A 24,495-nucleotide genomic window follows, 5' to 3' on the forward strand; every position below is an offset into this window, starting at 1 on the left:
AATTTTCACTCGACATGTGAGCAATGTAACCCGCTAGAGGCTTAAAACCTGAATCATTTCTTATATCATGAATACTATTAAAGTTTTTGCAGAATATTTTGAAGAACAAAGTCTATGCTATCGAAAGACAACCATTATTCAATTTGGAGATTCATGGGAATTAATCGGTTCTGCTGTTTTGAAGAATCCTGGTAGTGCAAACCCAGTCTCCCCGATTTCAAGTTCAGATTTTGAAAATGTCAGATCTTTAGTCGGAAATGACATCGAAGCAAAAAAACACTGGTACTACTTCAATACAGACCCAACAATTGAAACTTGGCTACCTAGAATCTTTAACGGATATTACTTAAATAAAGAAGTTGAATTAAATGGGGTAATTCAATTGTTCAATCTATATCAAATCAAGAATCAAAATATAGAGCTTGCCCGTCAAGGAATGCAGGAAAATAATAGCTTGCATTTATATGTAGACCCCTCATATATAATTCCGAAGTTCAGGGATAAGCCTGTATATCTAGGTTGGTTTGATGAATGTTATTTGAACAGTGAAACATTAAAATTATCCCAAGAAATATTCGGGTTTATCGCCAACGGACAAAATACCTACCTAAAACATAAATTTGAAGACAACAAATTTTATCATCCCGAATATTTAGGCAGATTTGGCGGATATAAAAAAACTATGGATAGCCTAGAAAATTTCTATAACCTATTTTGTGGAAGTTAGACGAGTAACTCTTCATCCACTATCAATGAATTTTGGACCACCATATTTCAGGTGGCCCAATCATCAACTCAAAAACCAAGAGTAGTCAGAATCACCACTAATGGCTTCTTTTAAGCCGAGTGTAAAATTGAATGCATTGGTATTCCTATCAAGAAACGTATCTATGTAAGATGACTTATTTGCTGATGTGAATAGATTGAATACATTCCAAAGGTTGATATTCCCATCCTCTCCCCTACAAAAAGACTCGTCAAGATAATAGTCCTTGGCCATTGAACTAATTTGACCATCATTGAGCAACAAATCTGGAAGCCCTTGTCGAGTACCTTTAGGCAAATAATTGTACAATCTGCATTTTCCTATCAGTTGGGCAAATTGTGACTCAGAGAGACCATAATTCGGAAACTCCTTCATTGCCAATAAATGTTGCTCCATTTGGTAGGTTTGGATAAGTTCCATCATACTACTCTTTAGTTCAGCAAAACTACCTACCCTAACTTCTGATTTAAAACCATCTGTTGATACACAAAGGTTACAGCACACCATGTTCTGAAATCCAATGAAAAACTTGAACCGTTCCATGCTCTTTTTGGAATACAGATTCTCATGGTTATAGGCACGCACACCACCGACTATCAAAGACAACTGATTCCCATGTACTGTCTCCACAATGGAAGGAATCCGTATGATGAATGCCATACGTTCAAAATACTGCGTTCGCTCATGATCAAGTAACTCCTTGGCTGGCTTGTGAATGGCATCAGGAGTTCTTCCTTTTATCTGATGACTAACTCGAATCTCAGGAGCATTGATACTATGCTGCGGATACGCTGAACAAATACTGTCCAGTGCAGCTTCGATAAACTCCTGGTGAGAGATAGTCCGCTCATTGTCCTTAGAAAATACTGGTATGATACAATCGTTCTTCAATTCCAACATGGAGACTTCCTGTGTATTGGCCTCAATGAATGGCTTCTGCTGATATTGCAGGCTATCGCCCTGTACCTCTATACCTATTAACTCAACTGATTCGTTGGAATTATCGGATGACACGGTTCGGGTTCGCCTATTGGTTGACACTAGTTCCATTTTGACTAAAGTTATTGGGGTTGGACAATTGCTCAAGTTCAGACTTCCTTTGATTGAACTGTGCCTGATGGGATTTCTGGTAGTTGGGATGTTGTTTGTACAAACCCATCAACTCTGAAACAGAGAGGCACTCCTTGATTCTTGTATTTATACTCTTTGATGGTAAAGGTTCGATACGACACCATTGCAATAGTTTTTTTCCCGTTGCCGAGTTTATCACAAATTCTGGTTTGCCATTGAACAGTCCAGTACGATCCTTTGATACTTTCGCAAGGTGTTGGTCATTTACCAATTCAAAGTTGACGGTCAACTCGTACTCAAACCCTTCTCGGGTAATTTCTTTCGTACCGTGTTTCACTACTTTTGCCCTGCCGTTGCCACCCATATCCAAGGAATAGTCAACCTTCCGCCTAGTTGTTGTTATAATGTGGCACTTGGAGGAAAGAATTTTATCAATAAATGATTGGTGCCTTGGTGTGACCTTGGCCCAATCTTGAAACCTGCCCCCCAACTGTTCGTGTATCTGTAGGCATCCTCCTGTTCCATTCCATTCATGAGTAATGGAATCAATTATTACGACCTCCATTCCAGCTTCCTCACAAACCCCAATAGCTTCTATGTAACGTTCAGGTGAATAAGGATGGTAAAGGTCAAGGACATTGAATGTGCCGAGGTGTGAATAGAGAGATACAGACGAGTTTTCGGTATCTATGACACCAATCTTGGTCCAGTCCCCAGTAAGCCCATAAGCAAGCTGTAAGGCACTATATGTCTTGCCGAACCCACTCGGCCCAGAAATTCCCAAACGTAGTTTTACGTTCTCTCTTTTACTTTGTTTTAATTGCATAATATTTGATTTACTATTGTTTGTTAATTGTTGGTCATAAAAAAAGGCCAACTCATCGCTGAATTGGCCTTAAACGCTCTCCGTCACTAAAGTTTAGAAGAAATTTCTCCTGATATAATTAATACCATGCTCTGATATTAATGGAGTCAAATGTTTATTCTCAACATTCTTAAAAAAAGGGTGGTGCTCCCACTCGGGTGTCGGTACATTAAATCTGTCAAAGATTCCTTTTTCACGCATAATTTTTAATAAAGTATTCCTTCCAACTCCCTCAACGTTGAGCTTACTTGCAGCTTCAGAGAAATTATAGTACTTCATGTTACCTATCATGTCCTCAGGATTAAGGTTACTGCTAAACATGTTGTTTTTCATAGTTCTAAAAGTTTATCATTTGCTTCATCTATATCGTCATTACTAAAACTCTTCAAATAATTCATGGTAACTTGCAAATTTGCATGTCCCATTGACTCAGATATCTTGTCTGTAGAAACATTTTTTTCTTTCAGGAATGTTGCATACGAATGTCTTGCAACATAGCTTGTTATTTTTGTATTGATACCTTGAATTTTTGCTATTTCTTTCAAGTCACGGTTGTACTTCTTTAACGTTTTATCTTTTCTGTGTTCTATCTGCATTGCTGTCATGTTCTCTTTTAGCAATAAAGGAAACACATAGCCAGTATTATTAGGGAGTGATTTATAATAATCTAAAATCTCCTGTACAGGTTGCAGAACTTTAATCACAAAACGCTTACCTGTTTTGGACCTTGTATATACTATCCGATCGTTCCGAATATCGTCCCATCTTAGTTTCAGCATATCCATATAGTTCATACCTCTTGTGTAGAAGCTAAAAAGGAAATAGTTTTTCGCATCAATAAGATGAGGATTCTCGTTGGTATCCAATTCTTTGAAAAGTGAAAGCTCCTTCAAGTTCAATGCACGTTTCTCAGGCACGCTTTTCAATCTAGATATTTTGTACGCTTTAAATGGATAGTACTCAATAGAAATCACATCCTTTGCAATTGCACTGTTAAAAAGAGCTCTTATCGTTCGCATTTTCAATGATATACCGCCGTTGGTGTTATTCTTAGAGCGTAGATACGTTTCATACTTGTCCAATAAAGCCGGGGTAAGTTCTTTAAAACGAAGTAGAGTGTTCGTCTCAAACTTAAAGAATGAATTCTTGACATCACGGTATGCTCTTGCATTTCCTGCGGAACCAGCGATTTCAAGATCCTTTATCTTCTCAGTCCAGAACGAATGAATTGTAATGTCAGAACTGTCTTGTTCTGGCCTAAAACGCTGCTCAAAATCGCGAAGAGAAAAGTCCTCTCCTTCAATTTGATACTCCCTGATTATTCTTAACGCTCTCGACTTCATATTTAATAGAACTTCATTCTCTACCTGAAAGTCTGGATGTTGTTTGGTAAACCGCTCGTTAAAGAAATGATGTCTCTCGCATTTTAATCCAAGACTGATTATCTTCTTCTTTCGATTTTTAAGTATTCTTAGGCATACCGCATGCCTTCCATCTGACATAGGTTTCCCGTCAAGTATAAATTTAACTGTTGCCTTTATCATATTTTTAAAAGTTTTTGAATAACTGCCCCACAGAAATATGGGGCAGTTTGAATTGAAACTGCAGAAACTGCAGAAATTACAGACTTACATTTCAATTGGTTGTTCGCTTATAAAGACCATGGCTTATTTTCTTCACAACCCTCTTTTTCCTCCATTGAACTAGCTTGTCATCAACCGTTCTTTGAGGGATACCTAACTTTTCGCCATACTCTATGGCTTTTTGTCTAGTAAACTGGATTCCTAGCCCAAATAAGAAGTCGTCATCCGCCTTGGACAATCCCACTTCATCAATGGTGTTGTGAACAATCAAAGCATGTTGAAGTACCTTAATGGTAATCTTCAATGCACAATCGAAATCTTCATCATTGCAAATCCATGAGTCTGAACTGAGGTCTTGTTCCCTTAGAGACGTCAAGATCATACATAGACGGAAAAGAATAAGTCCATGTCGATTAAGATTGGGCAAAAAAGAATTGGGATGATTCTCAATAATATCCTCGTAAATATTAGTGAACTTCTCCAACATCGTTTCTTGCTGTTCAGGAGTTAATTCTACCTCAACAGAATTTTCCAATTCAAATAACCTTCCATATCTCTCCATCACAAATCTTGATGATTGTTCAAATACATCTTTATAACCGCGAGTGTTACTATCAAAGACATTTTTAAACCCTTGTAGCTCATCAAATGTGTATAGCAGAAACCTAGAGAACAAGCCATTTCCCTTGGATTGAACAACTGGCTGCAATTGGTCGGGTGTTCCACTCATAACTATTGACAGTCTTGGTTCTTTCACATCTATAAATGTCTGATCCATCTTCCTACTTAATGAAACAGGTTCATGTTGAAATGACTTTCTCATAACATCAGAATAGTTACTCCAGTCATTTTTAAGCATATTGCCCATGGTGTCTGCTTCACTCTCGATTATCAATATGCCATGTCGGGAAGATCCAAGAAATGAGTATAGTTCAGCAGTACTGATATTGGCAGGAACAATTTTAACTTCCAATGCTGGTACTTCTTGTACTTCTCCGTCCTTACTTCTTCCATTCTTCTTATTTTCCGCCTCAATAGCTGAGATTTGAGTTTTACTATCCATTAGTATCTTCTGATGAATAGGTTCTATCAAATCTCTCGAATAATTCATTACTCCCTTGCCAGAAGCAGGAGGAGCAATGATGAGAACATAAAAGTTTGGATATACGACATCTCCATCATAATGACCGTGAACATTTGGTAAACATGCACTCAACACACCCAGAGATGACAATAAAACAATGTCTTTCTCCCTACCAGTAAAAGGCTCCGTTACGGCCTTTAGAACAGGAGGTAAACTTTCGTATACCTCCTGTTGGATTAGTTCATTCTTAATCCCACTATATTCCATAACCACCTCCTTCCAATTTTCTAGGGAATTGTCTAACCTTAAAAACATCTGGGAAATTTCGACACCATTTCTCGCCTTTCCAATCCTTCAAATTCAATTGATTATGATGATACCATGAACCAAACTGCTTAAAAAACAATGCTGTACCTGACTCCCTGATTTGATACATCAATGATAAATACCATTCCAATTCCGTTTTTCTAAATTGATATTTTCCTGTAAGATTCCCTGATTCTCCACCAACAACTGCCCATTGAAATGAATTTAGCTCTTCATTTGATAAGTAAATTGGTCCTAATAATGGTTCAAATGAAACCCACCTAAGTTCACATTTAACCTTTGCCAATTCATGAATTCTAAACACTTCATCTTGACTTTCTACAGTAACACCTAACCATACATTTGAATAATTTTCTTTACCCCAATCTTTGGGCAAGCATTGTTGTATACGTTCAGGTCTCTTTGTTAATATCTGAAAATCATGCTGTGGACAGCTTTTAATAATCCTCCAAGCATCATCCCTCCATTCATCAGCTTCTTCTATAAAAAAGTCTGTCATTGAACCTGTAAATATTCTCATAACTATTTTAAAAATAAAGGTTTATTGAATTGAGATACGTTTTTAAAGACATGTGCTGGGCTACTTCCATTTCTTTCCAATGTTCTGTACATATAACAGAATTTACATGCTGCAGATACCTTCCTACAACCAATCCATGGATTCCACGTATAATCCGTCCATGATATATTTGATTCTCTCATCTTTTATTTTTCTTTAAATGATTATATACCTCCGTTTGTAAAACTCTAGCACTACCGGATTCGTTCTGTAACATCCAATTATCCAAGTCCGACTTCCTGAAGTATATTTTACCGCCATTGGGCTTGGTAAATTCAATTGCCTTTTTTGAAGTCAACTTGTATAAAAAAGATTGCGATACGTCCATGTATTGCAGTGCCTCTCTAAAACTCAAAATCTCCTTATGCGCTATTAACTGCACTTGTTGGAGATTTTCTTTCTTTTTATGATTTATATTCATCTTAATAACATTTTAGTAGAGCCCTCATTTGAATCCCGGGGAGAACTCTGAATTAATTGCTGCAAATGTTAATGATGACTTTATGCAGGAGAAATCAATGCACTGTAGATATCTACAAATATTGTAGAAGCTTTGTAGGAGAATAAGATTTTGGACTTTCTATAGGTAGTTACTGATAATTTGAGGTAAAAAAGAGTCCTTTACTACCCTTGTAGTAGTTCCAAATTGTTTTTTAATGGAAGAAACTTCACTTTTATTAAAATTTGAAAATACTTCCTTGACAAAATCGTAAAAATAGGGTCTAATCCTTTTTGATGTGTACAGTTTATCATGAAGTACCCAAAAAGAAAAACGTAGTTGGTCATTGGAAATTTTAGGGGAAATTTGATGGTCTACCTCTGGTACTTCTTCCTTTTGCACTAGATGAGAAATTAACTCAATCAAAGTATTGAAATCATTATTGCTAAGAATCTCTTCTTTTTTTTCATTTCGCCCTTTCATAAAGTCAAAAATCTCATGGATAATTTCGTCCTCAGATTTATCGGTAACATTTAAATCACCTGAAATATTGACCCTAATTTCTGATTCATCCAAAAGAAATTCTTCTTCTGATGGTTCTTTGAGTCTTTGATTAATATAATCGACGATACCTCTCAGAGGTAATAAAAATAGTGGGAAGTTCTTTATAAATTCTTTGTTTTTTGAAACAATTGATTGAACAGTATTGAATTGATATAATAAAAAGTTTCTATTGGTATCTCGTCGACTCTTCAAAAAGATTGAGTACATCAATTCTTTGGATTGATTGAATTTTCTTCTTACAACTGGCAACAAAAGGCTTTCCATACTGATTTCGCCATTCACATACTCCCCATTATCATTCTGTTCCATGTAATGTATACACTTATTGGGCAAGTCAAAACTATAGGTAATGAATCCATAATATTGAAGTTGATTATTTAAAACTTCAACCATATTGGATTCGTTGACTACATACTCAAAGAAAGAAAGTGGATATTCTTCTGAACTGTTCATAATCGCAAAACGTAAAATGTTGCGGGTATGTTGCAGGAAGGAGAAACAAAAAAAGCCCCCACATCTGTGAAGGCTTGTTATTCTTAGTGATCGCGGAAGGATTCGAACCTTCGACCGTCTGCTTAGAAGGCAGATGCTCTATCCAGCTGAGCTACGCGACCAAAGTTTGCGGGTGCAAAGATACTAATGTAACCGATTGTAAAAAATATTTTTTTGATTTCTTGCCATTTTTATCAAATGACATCACAATCGGTTACCGTATTTTTTATTTGAAACCTATCTCTTTCAGCCCCTTATGGCTAATTTTGATAACCTCCAAAGGTTTTTTGTCCCAAGTCATATCTTGCTCAACAAAATACTTTTCCATTCCAGAGGTATCCTTTTTATCCAAAATCCTTTTAAAATCGATGGTACCTTCACCTACTGGAGCAAATTTACCTTCTTCGTCCATATCTTTAACGTGCCATAATTTAAAGCGTCCTGGATATTTTTCAAAATAGGATACTGGGTCTGCTTCCGCTCTGGTTACCCAATACAGGTCCATTTGAAAGTTGACATATTTTGAATCGGTATTCTCCAACAAATAAACAATTGGTTTTATTCCATCTTCATTGTCCTTGTACTCAAAATCATGATTGTGGTAAAGCAGTTTTAAACCGGCTGCTTCACATTTTTTCCCGATTGTGGTCAAAATTTCAGCAAAGTCTTCCATGGTGCCTTTCATACCCATAGTACGGTTCTCTGGATCAAAAGTAAACATGCCCATAGGTGGTACCGGAATAGTGAAATATTCAAACCCAGCTGCCTTTGTATCCGCTATCTGCTGATCCGCATTTTCCAACGTAACACCTCCCATGTGTGTGCTTACCGGAGTCAGTCCAAGACTTTCCACATAAGATTTAAAATCCTGCGGGGTCATTCCATAAAATTTTCCATCTGCATAGCCTGCTGCTTCAATGTAGGCATAACCTGCATCAGCAACTTTCTGCAAGGTCGCCTTTGCATCTTCTCCCATATTTTCTCGTACGGTATAAAGGGCAAGTCCACCAAAGCTCTCCTGAGCATAAAATGTTGTAGCAAAAAACATTGAGACCAGAGGAAGAATCCCTTTTGTAACTAGTATTTTTTTCATCATTAAAGTTTGAAGTTAATTTTAGTTTCTATGTGGTTACAAGATACTGATTATTGGTTTTATGAAATATGGGTAAAACTAAAAAATCCGTTAAGTAATTATGTACTCAACGGATTCTTCATTACCAGAAAAAACAGATAATTCTATATCTCGCTCATTTGTATGGCCAAATTAACCTTGATTTCGTTGTCTACCTTGATCATGCCCAACATTTTTTTGGGCGCTTCCAGTTCAAAATCACTCAACTTTAGCTCCAAGGTTCCCTTTACCTGAATGTTTTTTGTTTGCTCACAATAGAGCTGGGTTTCAATAGTACGCTTAACCCCTGCTATTTCTATTTCCAAACCTACATCTACCCTTCCTTTATTTGCTGCAGGAGGGTCTACGTAGAGTAGTCTCAAGTTTACCTTTGGATGCCGTTCTGTTTTGAGCAATTCCTTAAAATCTTTGTTGATGGCCTTTCCGCCACAATCAAAACAATCGTTCACCAATTTCAGTTCTGCATTTTTAAAGACAATATGCTCGGTTTTTTCATCGTAGATCAATCTGATGGGCATTTCCAGTTCCTCTAAATTGTATACGCAACTAAACTGATTTACATTGGTAGTACCCGAAATCACCACCTCGCTTTCCGGGGCTACCCTAACCTTGGTTTCTCTTTCGGGGTCGTTGAAGCTTAGCCCGATAAAAAAAAGTAATCCGAAGAATATAGTTTTTGTGATATGTGGCATTGAGGTCAACATGATAACTAAAATACTAGTTTTAAGGGTAAAGACCTAGGACATTGCTGTCCCAGGCCCTTTAAAATCAATTGTATCGGTTAGAAACTGATGACAGCTTCCAATAGAAGTCCTTTGAACTCCCCTTCGTGGAAGATACTTGTGGTATCGTATCCGTCGTATTGTTGGTTTACGTATTCTATTTTGGCCAGAATGTTCTTGGTCAAGAACACACCTCCGCCCAATTGGAACCTGTCAATGGTAATCTCTGATCCTGATGGGTCATCGGATGTTACGGTGTTGTAACGAGTTCCTAAGAAAAAGTTCTCACTGCCCCCGAATCTGTAGATCAGTTCACCTGCCAATTGCGTGGCGGTTCTGTCCTCTGTTTCGGCATCAGCTTTTCCTGAAGCGGTCTCAAAGGTTCCAAAGAACTCCAATCCTTTATATTTTACAAAAGGGTTGATCATAAAGGCGGTAATCTCATTTCTAAGACCAGGGTTGTATCTACCTGATCTAAAGTTACCAGAGGTTGACGCCTCTGTATCCTCCATCACCAAGTAGTATCTGGATCCTGAACGGTCTGCACTGTATAGGTAAACGTTACCTGATTTGCCTGTACTGTACATAGAACCTGTAAGTCTCAACCTCAAATCCTCACTAACTTGGGCATCGTATCCCAATTTTGCCAAGATGGAAGCTCCGGTGGTTTCTGGATTGTTCACCGCTTGGTTCAACTTACCATTGGAAAGTCCGAACATGGCAAGGAATCCATTTTTTCTGAAGTAAACTTCACCACCTACCTCAGTAGTAAACGCATCCATGATCAAGTTACCAACAAATGGGTTGTGCATCGCTTGGGCGTTATCGGTTCTTCTGAAGTGTGCATCACCATAGTTGTTTTCCATATGACCCACTTTAATGGTCAAATACTTCATGGTTTCTTCCAAGAATCCAGGGCTGATGAAATCCAAGTTGTCTACTTGAAAATAACCTCCTTTAACATATGGTTCTGGGTGGTGACGAGATGATAAATAAGTTCTTAAGTGCATTCTCACACCTTTGGCCAATGCCACGTCCAAATCCAAGTTGGCGGTTGCCAAGTTAAAGTTGTCGCCAATCGGGATAAGTTCCACAGATCCAGAGTTCTCATGATCAATAGCTTGAAATTGAAGTGTAGATGACCCTCCTACCCTTACCTTAATTCCATCAAAAGTGGAAACGGTATCTTTTGGGGCTTCAAATACATTCACTCCATCTTTATCGGGTGAACGGAAGTTGTCAAGATTTCGGTTTTGGGAATATCCCATAAGGCCCACTAAGAAAGCAGCAGCCAATAATCCGTATTTTGCGTATTTTTTCATCGTTGTATATTTATTAGTTGAGTATTAAGATTAAATTATTTCCAAACTGTGTTGTAGTGAACCTCTATTTCATCACCGGTAGTGATGGTGCCCAAAAGAGCTTTTGGAGGTTCAATTTTATAATCGGTCATTTTAAGACCCTTTTTACCTTCCAACAATATCTTTCCTTCATGGATGGTCAAATTGAAAGGAAGATCTATCGTATTTGTGCTTCCGGCAATCGTCAAGCTACCGGTAGCGACCGCTTTGTATTTGTTGGAAGCTGATGTCACCGGAGATATACTCTTCACGCTTTTGAGCTCAAATACTATTTCCTTGTGATCTTTTGTCTCCAAAGCCTTATAGGTATTCTTGTCCATGGTACCCTTACCACTTTTTAGGCTTTCGGACTCCACTGTAAACTTTAGGGAGCTGATTTTTGGCAACTCTCCAGTGTTGTCCAAAACGATTGTTCCCGATTTTTGCTCCGCAACCTCTTCCCAATCATGTAGGGTAGAAGTTCCTGTCACTTTAACTTCTCCTTCTCCATTGTTCAGCTTAAAATTTTGTGCTGAAAGTGCCAAGGGAACCAGAGTAAATGATATCCAAAGGATAACTGCTTTTAAAAGCGATTGTCGATGTGTTGTATGATATTGCATAGTTTTTGGTTTTTGTTAGGTCAAAGATCTATTACAGGGTTTTCCTAAAAGATGATATATGTCAGGTTTTTCTTAAAGGGCTGATATCTAAGGGAAAAAAGGAGATGTTTTTTTAAAAAGATGAGGATATATGGGAATATTCGGCGAGAAACATGCATGATAGAAATCCCTTTTTAAAGTAGAAAATCAAAAAGGGGTTTGATGGTCGGTCTCACCCTTCCATTTTTTGATTCCCGAATTTCATCAGTAAAAAGTCGGCAACCTTTCGTTTATGTCGAAAATGGAGTACCTTAATCATCTAAAAACCAACCTATATGAATAAATATCTGCTTCTCTTTTGTAGTTGTGCATTGGTATTGACCTCCTGCAATCAACCCGAAAAATCAAAATATGATATTACTGTTAGTTTTAATGAATCCATTAGCCCTGAAAACAAAGACGGCCGATTGTTGTTGATGCTTTCAACCGATGATAGTAAAGAACCTCGTTTTCAAATCAACGATGGTCTAAATACCCAACTGATCTTCGGGATGAATGTTGAAAATATGACTCCAGGACAATCCATTACTTTTGATGAATCCATTTTTGGCTATCCCTACCCTAGTTTATCAGATGTCCCTTCAGGTGAGTACAATGTCCAAGCCCTTTTGCATGTCTACGAAACTTTTAATTTATCCACAGGACATACCGTAAAACTTCCTATGGACAACGGTGAAGGACAGCATTGGAACACTTCTCCCGGGAATTTATACAGTAAACCGTTTAAAATAACGGTTGGTGAGAACGGTATTGAAAATGTTTCGGTTGTCATGGATCAAGAAATTCCTGCCATCCCCGAACCTGAAGATACCGAGTGGATAAAACATATTAAAATCAAGTCGGAAAAATTATCGGAATTCTACGGTAGGGATATGTATTTGGGCGCACACGTATTATTGCCCAAAGGTTTTGATGAACATCCAGAGGCCAAATACCCATTAATGGTATTTCACGGGCATTTTCCCAGTAATTTTGGAGGTTTTAGGACTACACCTCCCGACCCGGACCTAGAACCGGAGTATTCCGCCCGTTTTGGTTTGGAGGGTTATAATATTATTCAACAACAGGAAGCCTATGATTTTTATCAAAGATGGAACGAGCCCGATTTTCCCCGCTTCCTTATTATCGAGATACAGCATCCCACTCCTTATTATGATGACTCCTACGCAGTAAACTCGGCCAGTCAAGGCCCATATGGCGATGCCATTACCTACGAGCTCATCCCGGAAATCGAAAAACAGTTCCGAGGCATGGGCGAAGGATGGTCCCGATTTTTATATGGAGGATCCACAGGTGGCTGGGAAGCGTTGGCCGTTCAGGTCAAATATCCGGAGGAATACAACGGTTGCTTTGCTGCCTGCCCGGATCCCATCGATTTTAGGGCATACTGCCTTACCAACATTTATGAAGATGAAAATGCTTACTATTATGATTCCGCTCACAAAAAGCTGGAGACTCCCTCCCATCGAAACTATTTGGGCGATATACAGTCCACATTAAGACAGGGCAACCATTTGGAACTCGTTTTGGGTGATAAATCAAGGTCCGGACAACAATGGGATATTTGGGAAGCCACTTATTCCCCGCAGGGCGATGATGGTTATCCTGTTCGAATTTGGGATAAAATGACAGGTGAAATCGACCACGAAGTGGCGGAATATTGGAAAGAGAACTATGACCTTCGCCATATACTGGAAAGGGATTGGGACAAGCTCGGACCACAGCTCAAAGGTAAAATCCATATTTATTGCGGTGATATGGACAATTATTATCTGAACAATGCCGTCTATTTGATGGAGGACTTTTTAGAGAGCACCACCGAACCCTATTATGATGGCGAAGTTCTGTATGGGGACAGGGCGGAACATTGCTGGAACGGAGACCCCGACCAACCCAACGCGATCAGCCGTTTAAGGTACAATTCTATGTACGTGCCCAAAATCATGAAGCGTATTACCGAAAGCGCTCCGCAGGGAGCAGATTTAACCAGCTGGAGGTACAAATAATAAAAAATGGGGGCGAAAAAGCCCCCATTTCTTTGATTGGATATGTAGTTGTGGTTATCTGTACAGAGTAAAGTGCCCAACAAATTCACGTGTATCTTCATCTCCATTTAGTTTTATGATGTACCAGTAATCACCAGTTGGTAAATCGGCCTGGTTATAGAATCCGTCCCAAGGGTCGGTATCCTGCAACATTTTATAAATGGTTCTTCCGTACCTATCAAAAATGGAAATGGTAATGTTCGGGAATACTTCGATGTTTCTTGGTTTCCAAGTATCGTTCAATCCGTCACCATCTGGTGTAAAGAAATTTGGAATCTCAATATCTATGAATTCCATAAAAATTTCCTGGGTAACACTACACCCGTTTTCATCTGTAACCGTAACAGCATAGGTAGCTGTTTCACGAATCAAGAAAGTATTGTCATTTCCATAAGACACCCCATCTACCTCAAAGGTATAGTCTGGATTACCTCCTGTGACGGTGGCAGTTATCTCGTTGATATTGTCATTGCTCAATTCCAAGGTCAATGGATCAAACCCTTCCACTTCAAAAGTAAAGGTTCGGTCACAACCGTTGGCGTGGGCCACAGTAAGGGTATGCTGCCCTGGTGCCAAGTTGGTGAAATCGGGTGTCAATACCATATCGTTAGGATCATTGGAATCCAAGCCGTACAATAGATCTGCAACAACACTTTGGTCTTCAAAATTGATATCTAGATAGTTCGTTGGTGAATCGCCATCACACTCGTAAACTACCTCCACGGTACCTTCCAAGTTTACCCCTGGGTTTATGGTAACGATTTCGGTCGTCATACAACCATTCGCATCTCTTATGAATACTACGTAGTCACCACTGGCCAGGTTGCCATAACTCATCTGTCCCTCTACAAAATTCTCATCTTGACTAGAGTTCAAGCTTGTGCTATATGGGGCTGTTCCACCTTGGACTTCTAAGTTGATCAAACCATCTTCACTGCCAAAACAAATCTCATGTTCTGCAGTGGATGTAACGGTCAATGCATCCGGTTGGGTAATGGTAAAGTCCAATACTTCAAAACACCCGTTGGCATCTTGTACTATCACCGTATAATCACCGGCCGCAAGATCTGTGAATGTTCCTTCATCAACAAATTGATTCAGGTTTGGTGAAATGGCATACTGATAGCCTGCTGTCCCCCCCGATACATTAAGAACAATGCTACCATCATCGGCACCCATACAGGTAACATCGGTAACATCGCTGGTTATTGCAAGAGGTGCTGGTTCCGTAATATTTATTGCTCCGGATACCCATTCACAATCTCCACTGATCACTCCTGCATAGTACGTGCCTTGCGCAAGTCCATCAAAATAGCCGTTCGAATTGGTCGGTGCCACTGGAATGGTCATGGCACTATCTTGATACAGTCCATAAACGTAGTTTCCTAGACCTCCATCCGCATCTACGGAAATGGATGCGGTGCTTTCACCATTACAAGTTACATAGGCTGCATTCTCATCGACCACGGCGGTCAATGGAACCACATCGATTACGGTAACGCCACTACTTAATACGGGGTCACAACCATTGGCATCAATAACATAATATTGATACGGGTCGGTGCTGGCACTTACATCAAAAACGTGAGTGTTTCCACCAGACATAGCCGTATATGGACCTGATTCTGATGTACTAAATTGATACACATTTCCAGCAAAAGGAGTTCCTCCGGTTACCGTAAGGGTCAACTGGGCATCGGTATCACATGTAAGACTACGTGACATGACCAAATTCGCTCTCACCGGGGTAGGATCATTAATTACAACTTCGGTAGTTGTAACGGTACATCCTGCATCATCACTGATATTGATGGAATATGTACCTGCACTTAAATTGTTAAAGGTACTTGAAGTTTGAGTAGAAGAGGTTGAAACGGTGCTTCCGTTCTCAATCCTGTTCAAGCTATACAATACGGTTCCTACGCCTCCTGAGGTCAAGGTAGCGGTAATGCTACCGTCGGAATCACCGATACAATCCAATGTTTGGGTGGCCGGTGTAATATCCGCCAATAAAGGATCTACGGTCTGAATGGTTCCGCTGAGCGTGGCGTTGGTGCAACCTGCAGCATCGGTAACCTCGATGGTATAAGTTCCGTCAGTCAAATTGGTGAACACATAACTATACACATTGGTCTGCGATATTCCCAATGAGGGTATGGAAATCGTATACGGAGCAATACCTCCCGTTGGTGTGACCGACAATCTTCCTTGGTCGTTCGCGCAGGATGCATTACCAATCTCGGTGATGGCCGCATCCAAGACGGCATCTGCTCCGCCAACGGTAACCGTGGTTTCTTCGGTACAGAATGGGAAGTCCGTCTGAACGACCTCAACACGATAAGTACCCTTGGGCAAATCAATGTTACCACTAGTTGTTCCGGTTCCACTACCTAGAGGACCATACTGCGTATCGTCACTTGTATCACTCAATGTGCCATTGGTATTGAAAACGGTCCAGGTGAATCCTCCAGAGTATCCTCCTGTTAGTTCAAAACGATATTGGGCATCGTCACCGGCACATACCACCGGTGCATCTTCGAACATATTGATCTGGAACTGTTCGATTTCTTCCACATTGTGCGTCACAACCATGGAACAGCCCGTATCTGTATTGGTTACCCTGAAAGAGTGTAACCCTACCTGTAGTCCCGTGAAAGTTCCGACAGCGTTGGTATTTCCAGTTGAGATCTCTTCAAATTCATAGTCGTGGGGCCCTGTAGTGGAATCCGACAACAAGCCTTGTGCGGTTATGGTGATGGTTTCCCCTCCGTTGGCACAAGAAATATCGTAATCCACATTGATGGTCGCATCCTGTAACTCATCAAACTGTTGAATAGTTGCCGTGGTAGTTCCCACGCAACCTGTATTATCGTATACATTGATGGTATAAACACCTCCTGTTCTATTGGAAATGATCAATCGGTTATTGTTTCCGTCTTGCACCACATTGCTGGACGGGTTAACAAACTCATATCTAACATAAGTTCCGGTCCCTCCCGAAATTGATGTTGCATTCACTGTTATGCTCGCATTATCGGGGTTGTTCCCTGCTGCACATCCAAACTGTACCACATCGGCGGCTGGAATGGTCACTGTGATTGGTGTTGGCTCATTGATTGTCGGAACAACGATGTCCGTAGTACAATCGTTGGTACCTGTTGCCCTTACCACGTAATCACCTGGGGCCAAATCGTTGAATGTCCTTGTGGCGGAATCCCATGAAAAATCACCTGAAGGTATTGGTGTCAATCCGCTATCTAAAAGTTCATAGGTCAATGGTGTGATACCATTATCGGTCTGTCTTACCGCAATGCTTCCATCATTTGCACCATTACAGCTAACATCTGTAGGTGTGGCGGTGAAGTCCGGTTCTATTGGGTCTGGAACCACAATGGTAAATGTACGTTCACAAGCTTCGTGGTCTGTTGTGGCATCCACGTACACTTTGATTTCATAATCCCCTGCGGTCGCTGGATGGAATTCAATGGAATTACCTCCCATGGATGTCTTTGACACCTCCATCAAGGATGTGGTCAGGTTTTCCACTGAATAATCGTAACTGCCCGAACCTTGTAACGCTTTGATTTCAATAGTGCCATCCGGTGTACTGGAACAATCGATAAGTTTGGTCAATTGCGCATTTGCTTGGAGGGACGGGTGAACCGTTACAGATTGTGTGGCTGAACAGCCATTGTCATCTATTATGGCAACAATATAGGTGCCAGGAGTAATTCCATTGAAAACTCCACCATTATTGAGATATGTGGTTCCACCATCTATGGAATACAAAATATTTGGTGATGAGCTATTTACCCTAACCATAGCAGGCATGGTGCAATTTTCCACGCTTACGCCATCTATTACTGGATTAGGGGCCAAATCCAAATGCACTGTTCCCAAACTTACTGGGCAATCACCATATTGGTCATTGATTTCAACAGTATATGTTCCGGCAGGCGAATTTGCAGGAATTTCAATTGGGTTGTCCGAAGTAGCTGTTATGGTCGAGAAGGACCCAGGTCCTGTAACTGTATAGGTATAGATACCACCGCCGCCAGTTGGGTTCTGTACTTCAATCAGTCCCGGATTATTACAGCTGATATCTTCCAGTACGTTCAAAGTGCCTGTCATGGGATCAAGTTCAGCCAAAATAGCATTTTCACTTCCAACAAAACAATTATTTGGAGCTGCACCTTGGATTTCTACATAATATGTGCCAGGTGCAAGACCAGACAATGGAGCTGTAGGTGTGGTGAAGGAATCTCCTGAAGTGAATCCACTGACTGTTCCCGAACTAACAGGTACAGAAGTATTGGAAATTTCGAAAAGTTCCCAATCAAATGTTCCACCCAATTGTCCAGGTGTATCTTCTGTGATGGTGTAAGTGATTTGTCCGTTGTCAAGACCGCCACAAGAAGGTGTTACCTCACTCGTGATAGACACAGGGGGAGGGGCAATATTATTTACATTAACCGTACTTTGCCTTGTACAACCATCTGTACCGGAGTCATCCTTTACATAGAAGACATAGGTTCGTCCGGGTACCAGCCCCGTCCATGTAAATTTTCCATGTCCTGCTGGAACCGAAAAACCTTCATTATCAATATTCTCACCTGGAATCCATGTGGCTGTTGTGGGGTCAAAATTTGCCGGGTCTTCGGAATAGGCATATTCATAGGGGGCAAGCCCCTCTTCACCTTGCACAGTTACCTGAAGCTCATTACAATCCACTATTATGGCAGAAATGGTAATGTCCAGATCATCCAAAGGATAAGGCATAATGAACGAGGGCAAATCTCTTTCACAAATTACGTTGTTCGACCCATCAACGGTACGAATAGCTGGGTTTACAGTTGTCCCGGATGCAAAGGCTGCTCCCATAAAAGTGTCACTCGTCTGCCATGTCAAACCTCCATCTCCACTAAATTCAAGAGTTCCATCAAGTGTCAAAGGATAATTATCAAACTCAAAGCCATAGAGGTTCGGGTCTGGATCACAATTAGAGGGCAAAATAGGTAAGGTGTCCGCAGTCAATTCATCAGGATTGTTTAGCGTCTGCGTATCGGTAATGGTACAACCCGTGGCATCGGTTATGTTGATGGTATAATTTCCAGGTGAAAGATTATAGTATGTTCTGCTCGTCGCCAACACATTTGTATCGGTACGATTTGAAGCTCCTCCATTATCCACATCGATAATTTGAATAGTATAAGGGCTTATGCCTGAAGTTATATCAATCAATATATTACCCTTCCCATCATGACATTGAGGGTCGGACGGTGTTGCTGACATGGTCAATGGTGTTGCAGGATTTATGGTCACTGTTTCTATATATTCACAATATAGACCGGTACCAGAATTATCCCTTACATATACATCATAATCACCTTCATTACCCGAAGCTACCGAAAAATTATCCGTTAAAGAGAACAAACCAGTTGGGTCTCCGCCCGTCGGTACAAAAGCATATTCATAAGTCGGTGTACCTCCTGAGGCTGAAACTTCGATAGCACCATCCGCGCAGCTACTAACATCCGTTGCAGTAACATTTACCAATAACTGTGCATCAATGGTAACTTGGGTTACTACATCCTCACAGCCGAAAGCATCTTTTACATTAATATCGTAGGTGCCATTGGCCAATCCTGAAAAGGTATAGGAATCTGGTGTACTAGGGTCGGGACTTTGCCACGGACCGCCATCAATCTGGAATAGATATCCTCCATTTCCAGAAGTTACCGTAATATCGATGGACGCGTTATTGCCGCCATCATAACAACTTGTGTAATCTACATCGTAAGCCAATGTATCAGGAGCATCCAAGGTTATGATTGCGCTTCTGACCTCGCAACCGGAAATATCACGTGCCACAATCACATAATCCCCAGCGGCCAGACCATTAAACGTATTTCCTGTTGGGTTTGGAAAAGCTACAATAGACCCTCCAACACCATCTTCCAAAGCGTATTGATAGGTTGGTGTACCTCCTGTTACAGTGGCTTCAATACTTCCCAATGGGTCATTACAACTTGGATTTTGAAGAATATTGGCATTTATGGCAAGCACTGCTGGCTCGTCAATATCTTGGTTAAGTGTAATGGAGCAGCTGGTATCATCCGCCTTTCGTACAATTACGCTTTGGGTACCGCCTGACAATGTCGTTGCTGTAGTTACCGGCGATGTTGTTGATGCAATCCAGTTGCTACCCCCGTCTATGGAGTATTCAAAACCTGCTGTGGCATCAAAATTTTCCACTTCAAACGTGATGGAGCCATCATTTGCTCCGTTACAAGAAATATCTGTATGACCGATTACCGTGGCGCCAAAGCCATTTCCCGCTTCTATGACCACGGGAATATCCATAGTTCTTGGACAAGATTCTGGTACCTGTTCTACCAAAATATCGTCGATGGCCACATCGTTACCGCTATTGCCTATTTTTTTGGAAATCAGAATGAAATCCAGTTCGGTATGAACTCCTGGGTTTATGGTAAAATCAAAGGTGTTCCAAATTCGGTTCTTTGGGATATCATTGGTCTGAACCTCACCTATTACAGTACTTGTGCCAGGTATTCTCATCTGCACATAGATATCTGGATCTAGTTGACTTCCGCTTCCCAACAAATTGATTGCCGCGAAAGAAATACGCATATCTTGATTGGGTATAATGTCCTTAATTGGTTTTTGATAGATTATTTGACCCGGTGCTGGAGAACCTACATTGATTACCAAATATCTACCATTGGAATCGGAGCCTCCAGAAGTATGGTCTGTTGGCCTTATCCATGGGCCAAAAGGAGATACGATGTAGCTAGTTATGGAATATTCAAAATCATTGATTTGTGTATTACTACCAACCTGATCCTCATAAGTATAGCCCAATACGTAAGGACTATCAACGGTAGGTCCGCTCCCGAAGTCCTCTAGCAACAATACGCTTGGGTTTGGCGGGTCACTCTCTGCATATTCTGCCGTAATAGTATAGGTTCCAGGGGCAATACCAGTAAAAGTTCCATCGGTAGATGTTGTTGCACTGGGCGATGTATTTATGGTATAGCTATAATCGTAAACCCCTTGGTCCGGAGTCAGTACCACGTTTCCATTACCATCACAATCATAAGCTAAATCCAAATCAAAGTTTGGAATTGGCAATGGTGGATCTATGGTTATCGGCAATGTAATTTGACAACCTCTGGCATCTCTGGCCACTAAAACATGATTCCCTGGTGGCAATAGGCCAATTCTTACCGATGGATCCATAGGATCGTCAGCGATAAAGGAACTTCCTCCATCAAAACTGAATTCGTAAGGTCCGGTACCTCCCTCGACATTGGTAAATCGTACTTCGGAGTTTCCATTAACATCACAAGTTCCCGTACTGGAAATACCAGCATTGGCCTTAAAAGTTTCCGGATCGTCCAACGTAAATGTTGTGTTATCTTCACAACCATCAGCACTTCTCACTCTAATGGTATAGGTTCCTGGTGATAAATTCACAAAGGTCGGGTCGCTTTGCTGCGTCGCCCAATCATCGATACTATAGGTGTATGGGGTTTGAGACCCTGATACGTTCATGGTTACTTGACCTGTATTAGATCCTTCACAGGTAATCTCGGAGTCAATAGTTGGAGCTGCTACGGTCAGACCTCCTAAATCATTAATGGCAACCTCATTGGATAGTGACCAACAGTTGTTTCCGTCCACTACCACAAAACGATATGTACCTTGTTCGCCAGATGGAAAGTTAAAAACTCCCGGTGCTATGGTATCCCTTTGAAATTCAATGGAAGGAATGTCTGAAATATCGCTGTATGATGTACTTCCGTTTTTCTCCCAAATGGCATACAAGTAAGATGGACTTGGGTCGCCCTGTGAGGCATTCAAAGCAATGGTTCCATCTGTACAGGTTATTTGTTTGGTGGTTGATGCGGTAACTACCGGATCGGGAATTTCATCTATGGTGAACGACTCGGTTTCTTCACAACCATCATCGGTTCGAACAACTACAACGTAGTCGCCAGCATTCAGGTTTGCAAAAGTAAAATCACTATTGGCATTGGCCAAGTTCTGGTTGACAAAGGTGCCAGGGTTGCCGGAACCGTCATCCTCATATAATACATAACCATAGTTGGCCCTTGCTTGAGTTGCCTGTATCCTCACACTTCCCTGTCCTAAACAAGTTACTGGATTTGTCGTTAGGTTGATGCTAAGGTCCCTGCGCTGTATACCTATCTCTTCGGTACTAAAAACACAACTGCCGTCCAACGGATCTCCAGTTATAGGATCCAATTGGGTAAAATCAACACGGTAAGTTCCGGGGGTTGAGATATTAAAATTGGGTCCATTGTTATCAGCGTAGGAAACCAATACAGTTTCCGATGATGTATCCACCAATTGGTAACCATATCCTGATCCTACATTTTTAATTCTTATATGACCATCTGTTGAACAGAATATGTTCTGGGTATCGTAATCAAAATCAAGATTGTTCTGAAACACATCAAAATAGAAGATACTGTTACATCCTCCGGCATAGGACAACACCAATCGATATCTACCTCCAGTATCAGCGGTAAAGGAATTACCAGAATCCACTTGGTTCCATGTACATCCCATTTGGGTATTTGGACAGTCCGGATTGGTTGCGGCACAACTGGCCTCATCCAATTTTTCCCATCTAATGGCTTGGGCATCGGTAATATTTAGGACAATATCCTGGGTATCGTTTGTTCCACAAAGAAATATCTGTGGTAGTTGGGAACCATCGTTTGCACAGGTTACAATTTCACCTTGTATATCATTGGTGATATCCGCATCACCATTTAAGGTATTAAAATACGTTATTATCGGGTTTACCTGAGTGGTTCCAAAACGGGTAACCTCTACCGATTCTATATTGGTTCCACAACTGGCTGACTCCTTTCTAACCAAGTAAAAGCCTGTTTCGGTAACAGTTACCGTTGTTGGGTCGTTATCGGCGTCTCCGTCGGTATACACTGTATCGGTAGCATCAATTTGTCCATTCTCATTTAGGTCGCGGTACCAGGTATAGGTATCATAACCCTGTCCCGCTGTAATTTCAGCGCTAGCACCACAGATTTGAATCTCGCTTTCAAAAACACAATCTGTTAAATCATCCAAAAGGAAATTGGTTGCCCCATTGGTGACAAAACCACAACTGTTCACATTGGATACACTCGGGTCGTTTGAAATGGTCTGGTTGCTTGTAACTCCATCATATGTTGAGTAAGCTGTATTATGAATGGTAGAACTACAGGCTGCGACAAAGTCGTGACAATTATCGGATACCTCCACACGAATGATTATTTCATAAGTATTTCCTCCTTGAGTGACCAATCCATCAGGTACTTGGAAAATGATTTCCTCTGGGTCCGTTCCACTGGTTGTCATAGTTACACCGGGAGCACCAGAGAGGTCAATATTATTTAAATTGACGTTGTCAGGAAGTACATCTCGAATGGTAAAATTGGTAGCATCGTCGTTACCACGGTTCCAAAATCGTAAAACATACTCCAAGGACTGTCCAAGATTGACACCATCTCCAGTGATATCGTTTCCGACCAGATCTTTTACCTTTTTCTCTACTATAATTTCCGGGTTGATGATTTCAACCGCAACTGTGGTAAGAAAAAGAATTACTCCTTCGCTGGACGTACTGATCAATACTTCACCGCTATCATGGTCGTTGGGCAACACAGAATTTCCTGCGTTTGGCAGGTTCAATATATCCGCATCCCAGCCCAAAGTGTTCCTACTGGCGGGAGTACGGGTGTCAACCCAGCTTCCGAGGTGACTTATGGTACTGTTAAAAACGTTGTTGCTAGGGTTAATGGCATCGCTCAAATAAGTCCAGCTATCGGTTGGATTGGCCCTAAAACGCATACTTGGTCCATTTATGCGGTCACCATCGATTGTACTGGCCCCAATTACAGCATTGACCGGTAAAGGTGCCGGAACAGTTTTAAAACCGCTGAAAGGCACGTTTGTTTGGGAATAGGTACTGCCCATTGCTGCATACCCATCAAAAGTGGAAATATACTTACTTGTTGAATTCTGATTCTCATAAATAACCACCATGGTCCAGCCAGCACTTACATTGCTCTCTGCCGTAGATGCAACCACATTGGCCACGGTATACTCCCCATTAGGGTCGCTCAATCCTGAAAGTAGATGTGTGACATTCGCGTAATTAAGATAAGACGTCATATTGACCCCGCTTAAGTAATCTACATCCACAATGCCCGGATCCGTTACACCGTCTCCGTCCCTGTCACCATCCTTATCATAGATTTGTTCATACTGAAACTCTGGATCACTGTTGGGGCCTATATCCACATAAGAACCTCCGGGAATTTTAAATTTTACCTGTTTGTATGGGTCGTCCCTGTTAGTATCCCTGTAAATACCACCCCAATATAGGCCTGCATATACCACCGCAGAACAGCTTGGTGCGTTCAACTCGGCACTACTGGAACTAAAAGTGGATGGATCGCCATCAATATCGATGTAGTTCATGGTAACATTCTGGTTACTGGAACTACCATTATAATCCGCATTGGGATTACTGGCAATGCTCACAATATTATTGGCCACATATACCAAATCTCCTTTTACCTTCATATTGTCACCTGGCAATCTAGGTTCGAATGGTACGGAAAGTTGTGCTTGGGACAGCGATACAAAAGCTATAAAAAACAACAGGGATAGGGCCCTGTTTGAGTTCATAGCAAAGAACTTATATTTCATGCTTGAGGTTTTGGATAGTGCTTGGTTATTTAACTGCGGTATCAAATCTATCCAAAGAAGAAAACGTGAGGAATCTTATG

General features: G+C 40.8%; 16 protein-coding genes and 1 tRNA gene. 2 read left to right on the plus strand and 15 right to left on the minus strand.

What is annotated here, in order from left to right; genetic code table 11:
• Positions 1-67: 67 nt before the first annotated feature.
• Positions 68-727 (plus strand): hypothetical protein, encoded by a 660-nt coding sequence (locus GUA46_RS13965; RefSeq protein WP_176621001.1) that lies wholly within the window; start codon positions 68-70, stop codon positions 725-727.
• A 63-nt stretch (positions 728-790) separates the two neighbouring features.
• On the opposite strand, the gene GUA46_RS13970 is transcribed toward GUA46_RS13965, so the two are convergent.
• The 14 genes from GUA46_RS13970 to GUA46_RS14035 all read right to left on the minus strand — a co-directional run bounded on the left by GUA46_RS13970 (position 791) and on the right by GUA46_RS14035 (position 11,564).
• On the minus strand, positions 791-1,816 hold the full coding sequence (locus tag GUA46_RS13970; protein ID WP_176621002.1) for a DUF3871 family protein: 1,026 nt from the start codon (positions 1,814-1,816) through the stop codon (positions 791-793).
• Complete coding sequence (locus tag GUA46_RS13975; RefSeq protein WP_176621003.1) at positions 1,794-2,663, minus strand: AAA family ATPase; 870 nt, start codon at positions 2,661-2,663, stop codon at positions 1,794-1,796. The genes GUA46_RS13970 and GUA46_RS13975 overlap by 23 nt, the downstream gene beginning before the upstream one ends.
• Positions 2,664-2,756: 93 nt before the next feature.
• Complete coding sequence (locus tag GUA46_RS13980) at positions 2,757-3,035, minus strand: hypothetical protein (RefSeq protein ID WP_176621004.1); 279 nt, start codon at positions 3,033-3,035, stop codon at positions 2,757-2,759.
• Positions 3,032-4,246, minus strand: a complete 1,215-nt coding sequence (locus GUA46_RS13985; RefSeq protein ID WP_176621005.1) for a site-specific integrase — start codon at positions 4,244-4,246, stop codon at positions 3,032-3,034. Before GUA46_RS13985 ends, GUA46_RS13980 begins: the two co-directional genes overlap by 4 nt.
• A gap of 91 nt (positions 4,247-4,337) precedes the next feature.
• Positions 4,338-5,636, minus strand: a complete 1,299-nt coding sequence (locus GUA46_RS13990) for a DUF3987 domain-containing protein (protein ID WP_176621006.1) — start codon at positions 5,634-5,636, stop codon at positions 4,338-4,340.
• Positions 5,626-6,216 (minus strand): DUF5131 family protein, encoded by a 591-nt coding sequence (locus tag GUA46_RS13995; RefSeq protein ID WP_176621007.1) that lies wholly within the window; start codon positions 6,214-6,216, stop codon positions 5,626-5,628. Before GUA46_RS13995 ends, GUA46_RS13990 begins: the two co-directional genes overlap by 11 nt.
• 2 nt (positions 6,217-6,218) lie before the next feature.
• Complete coding sequence (locus tag GUA46_RS16970) at positions 6,219-6,398, minus strand: DUF5131 family protein (protein WP_127139941.1); 180 nt, start codon at positions 6,396-6,398, stop codon at positions 6,219-6,221.
• Positions 6,395-6,676, minus strand: a complete 282-nt coding sequence (locus GUA46_RS14005) for a helix-turn-helix domain-containing protein (protein WP_176621008.1) — start codon at positions 6,674-6,676, stop codon at positions 6,395-6,397. The genes GUA46_RS16970 and GUA46_RS14005 overlap by 4 nt, the downstream gene beginning before the upstream one ends.
• A 159-nt stretch (positions 6,677-6,835) precedes the next feature.
• Positions 6,836-7,711 carry a hypothetical protein gene (locus tag GUA46_RS14010; RefSeq protein WP_176621009.1) on the minus strand — a complete coding sequence of 292 codons (876 nt, stop codon included), beginning with the start codon at positions 7,709-7,711 and terminating at the stop codon, positions 6,836-6,838.
• A gap of 87 nt (positions 7,712-7,798) precedes the next feature.
• Positions 7,799-7,872, minus strand: a tRNA-Arg gene (locus GUA46_RS14015).
• Between the two features lie 104 nt (positions 7,873-7,976).
• Positions 7,977-8,843, minus strand: coding sequence for a sugar phosphate isomerase/epimerase family protein (locus GUA46_RS14020; protein WP_176621010.1), 867 nt, complete (start codon positions 8,841-8,843; stop codon positions 7,977-7,979).
• A 143-nt stretch (positions 8,844-8,986) separates the two neighbouring features.
• Complete coding sequence (locus GUA46_RS14025) at positions 8,987-9,574, minus strand: YceI family protein (RefSeq protein ID WP_176621011.1); 588 nt, start codon at positions 9,572-9,574, stop codon at positions 8,987-8,989.
• A gap of 89 nt (positions 9,575-9,663) precedes the next feature.
• The gene (locus GUA46_RS14030) at positions 9,664-10,926 is read right to left on the minus strand and encodes a hypothetical protein (protein WP_176621012.1); all 1,263 of its coding nucleotides are present in this window, start codon (positions 10,924-10,926) and stop codon (positions 9,664-9,666) included.
• A gap of 35 nt (positions 10,927-10,961) precedes the next feature.
• Positions 10,962-11,564 carry a YceI family protein gene (locus tag GUA46_RS14035; protein ID WP_176621013.1) on the minus strand — a complete coding sequence of 201 codons (603 nt, stop codon included), beginning with the start codon at positions 11,562-11,564 and terminating at the stop codon, positions 10,962-10,964.
• A gap of 314 nt (positions 11,565-11,878) precedes the next feature.
• Here GUA46_RS14035 and GUA46_RS14040 point away from each other — a divergent pair, with 314 nt between their 5' ends.
• A complete protein-coding gene (locus GUA46_RS14040) occupies positions 11,879-13,609 on the plus strand; it encodes an alpha/beta hydrolase-fold protein (protein WP_176621014.1) in 1,731 nt (576 codons plus the stop codon).
• A gap of 54 nt (positions 13,610-13,663) precedes the next feature.
• Here the strand turns inward: GUA46_RS14040 and GUA46_RS14045 are convergent, their stop codons facing one another.
• Positions 13,664-24,415 carry a T9SS type B sorting domain-containing protein gene (locus GUA46_RS14045; protein WP_176621015.1) on the minus strand — a complete coding sequence of 3,584 codons (10,752 nt, stop codon included), beginning with the start codon at positions 24,413-24,415 and terminating at the stop codon, positions 13,664-13,666.
• Positions 24,416-24,495: the final 80 nt, after the last annotated feature.

This window comes from Flagellimonas chongwuensis (genome assembly GCF_013376415.1).
Lineage (GTDB): Bacteria > Bacteroidota > Bacteroidia > Flavobacteriales > Flavobacteriaceae > Flagellimonas > Flagellimonas chongwuensis.

Coding starts and splice junctions, on each gene's coding strand:
- GUA46_RS13965 (WP_176621001.1), top strand. CDS start 68: ATGAATACTATTAAAGTTTTTGCAGAATATTTTGAAGAACAAAGTCTA.
- GUA46_RS13970 (WP_176621002.1), bottom strand. CDS start 1,816: ATGGAACTAGTGTCAACCAATAGGCGAACCCGAACCGTGTCATCCGAT.
- GUA46_RS13975 (WP_176621003.1), bottom strand. CDS start 2,663: ATGCAATTAAAACAAAGTAAAAGAGAGAACGTAAAACTACGTTTGGGA.
- GUA46_RS13980 (WP_176621004.1), bottom strand. CDS start 3,035: ATGAAAAACAACATGTTTAGCAGTAACCTTAATCCTGAGGACATGATA.
- GUA46_RS13985 (WP_176621005.1), bottom strand. CDS start 4,246: ATGATAAAGGCAACAGTTAAATTTATACTTGACGGGAAACCTATGTCA.
- GUA46_RS13990 (WP_176621006.1), bottom strand. CDS start 5,636: ATGGAATATAGTGGGATTAAGAATGAACTAATCCAACAGGAGGTATAC.
- GUA46_RS13995 (WP_176621007.1), bottom strand. CDS start 6,216: ATGAGAATATTTACAGGTTCAATGACAGACTTTTTTATAGAAGAAGCT.
- GUA46_RS16970 (WP_127139941.1), bottom strand. CDS start 6,398: ATGAGAGAATCAAATATATCATGGACGGATTATACGTGGAATCCATGG.
- GUA46_RS14005 (WP_176621008.1), bottom strand. CDS start 6,676: ATGAATATAAATCATAAAAAGAAAGAAAATCTCCAACAAGTGCAGTTA.
- GUA46_RS14010 (WP_176621009.1), bottom strand. CDS start 7,711: ATGAACAGTTCAGAAGAATATCCACTTTCTTTCTTTGAGTATGTAGTC.
- GUA46_RS14020 (WP_176621010.1), bottom strand. CDS start 8,843: ATGAAAAAAATACTAGTTACAAAAGGGATTCTTCCTCTGGTCTCAATG.
- GUA46_RS14025 (WP_176621011.1), bottom strand. CDS start 9,574: ATGCCACATATCACAAAAACTATATTCTTCGGATTACTTTTTTTTATC.
- GUA46_RS14030 (WP_176621012.1), bottom strand. CDS start 10,926: ATGAAAAAATACGCAAAATACGGATTATTGGCTGCTGCTTTCTTAGTG.
- GUA46_RS14035 (WP_176621013.1), bottom strand. CDS start 11,564: ATGCAATATCATACAACACATCGACAATCGCTTTTAAAAGCAGTTATC.
- GUA46_RS14040 (WP_176621014.1), top strand. CDS start 11,879: ATGAATAAATATCTGCTTCTCTTTTGTAGTTGTGCATTGGTATTGACC.
- GUA46_RS14045 (WP_176621015.1), bottom strand. CDS start 24,415: ATGAAATATAAGTTCTTTGCTATGAACTCAAACAGGGCCCTATCCCTG.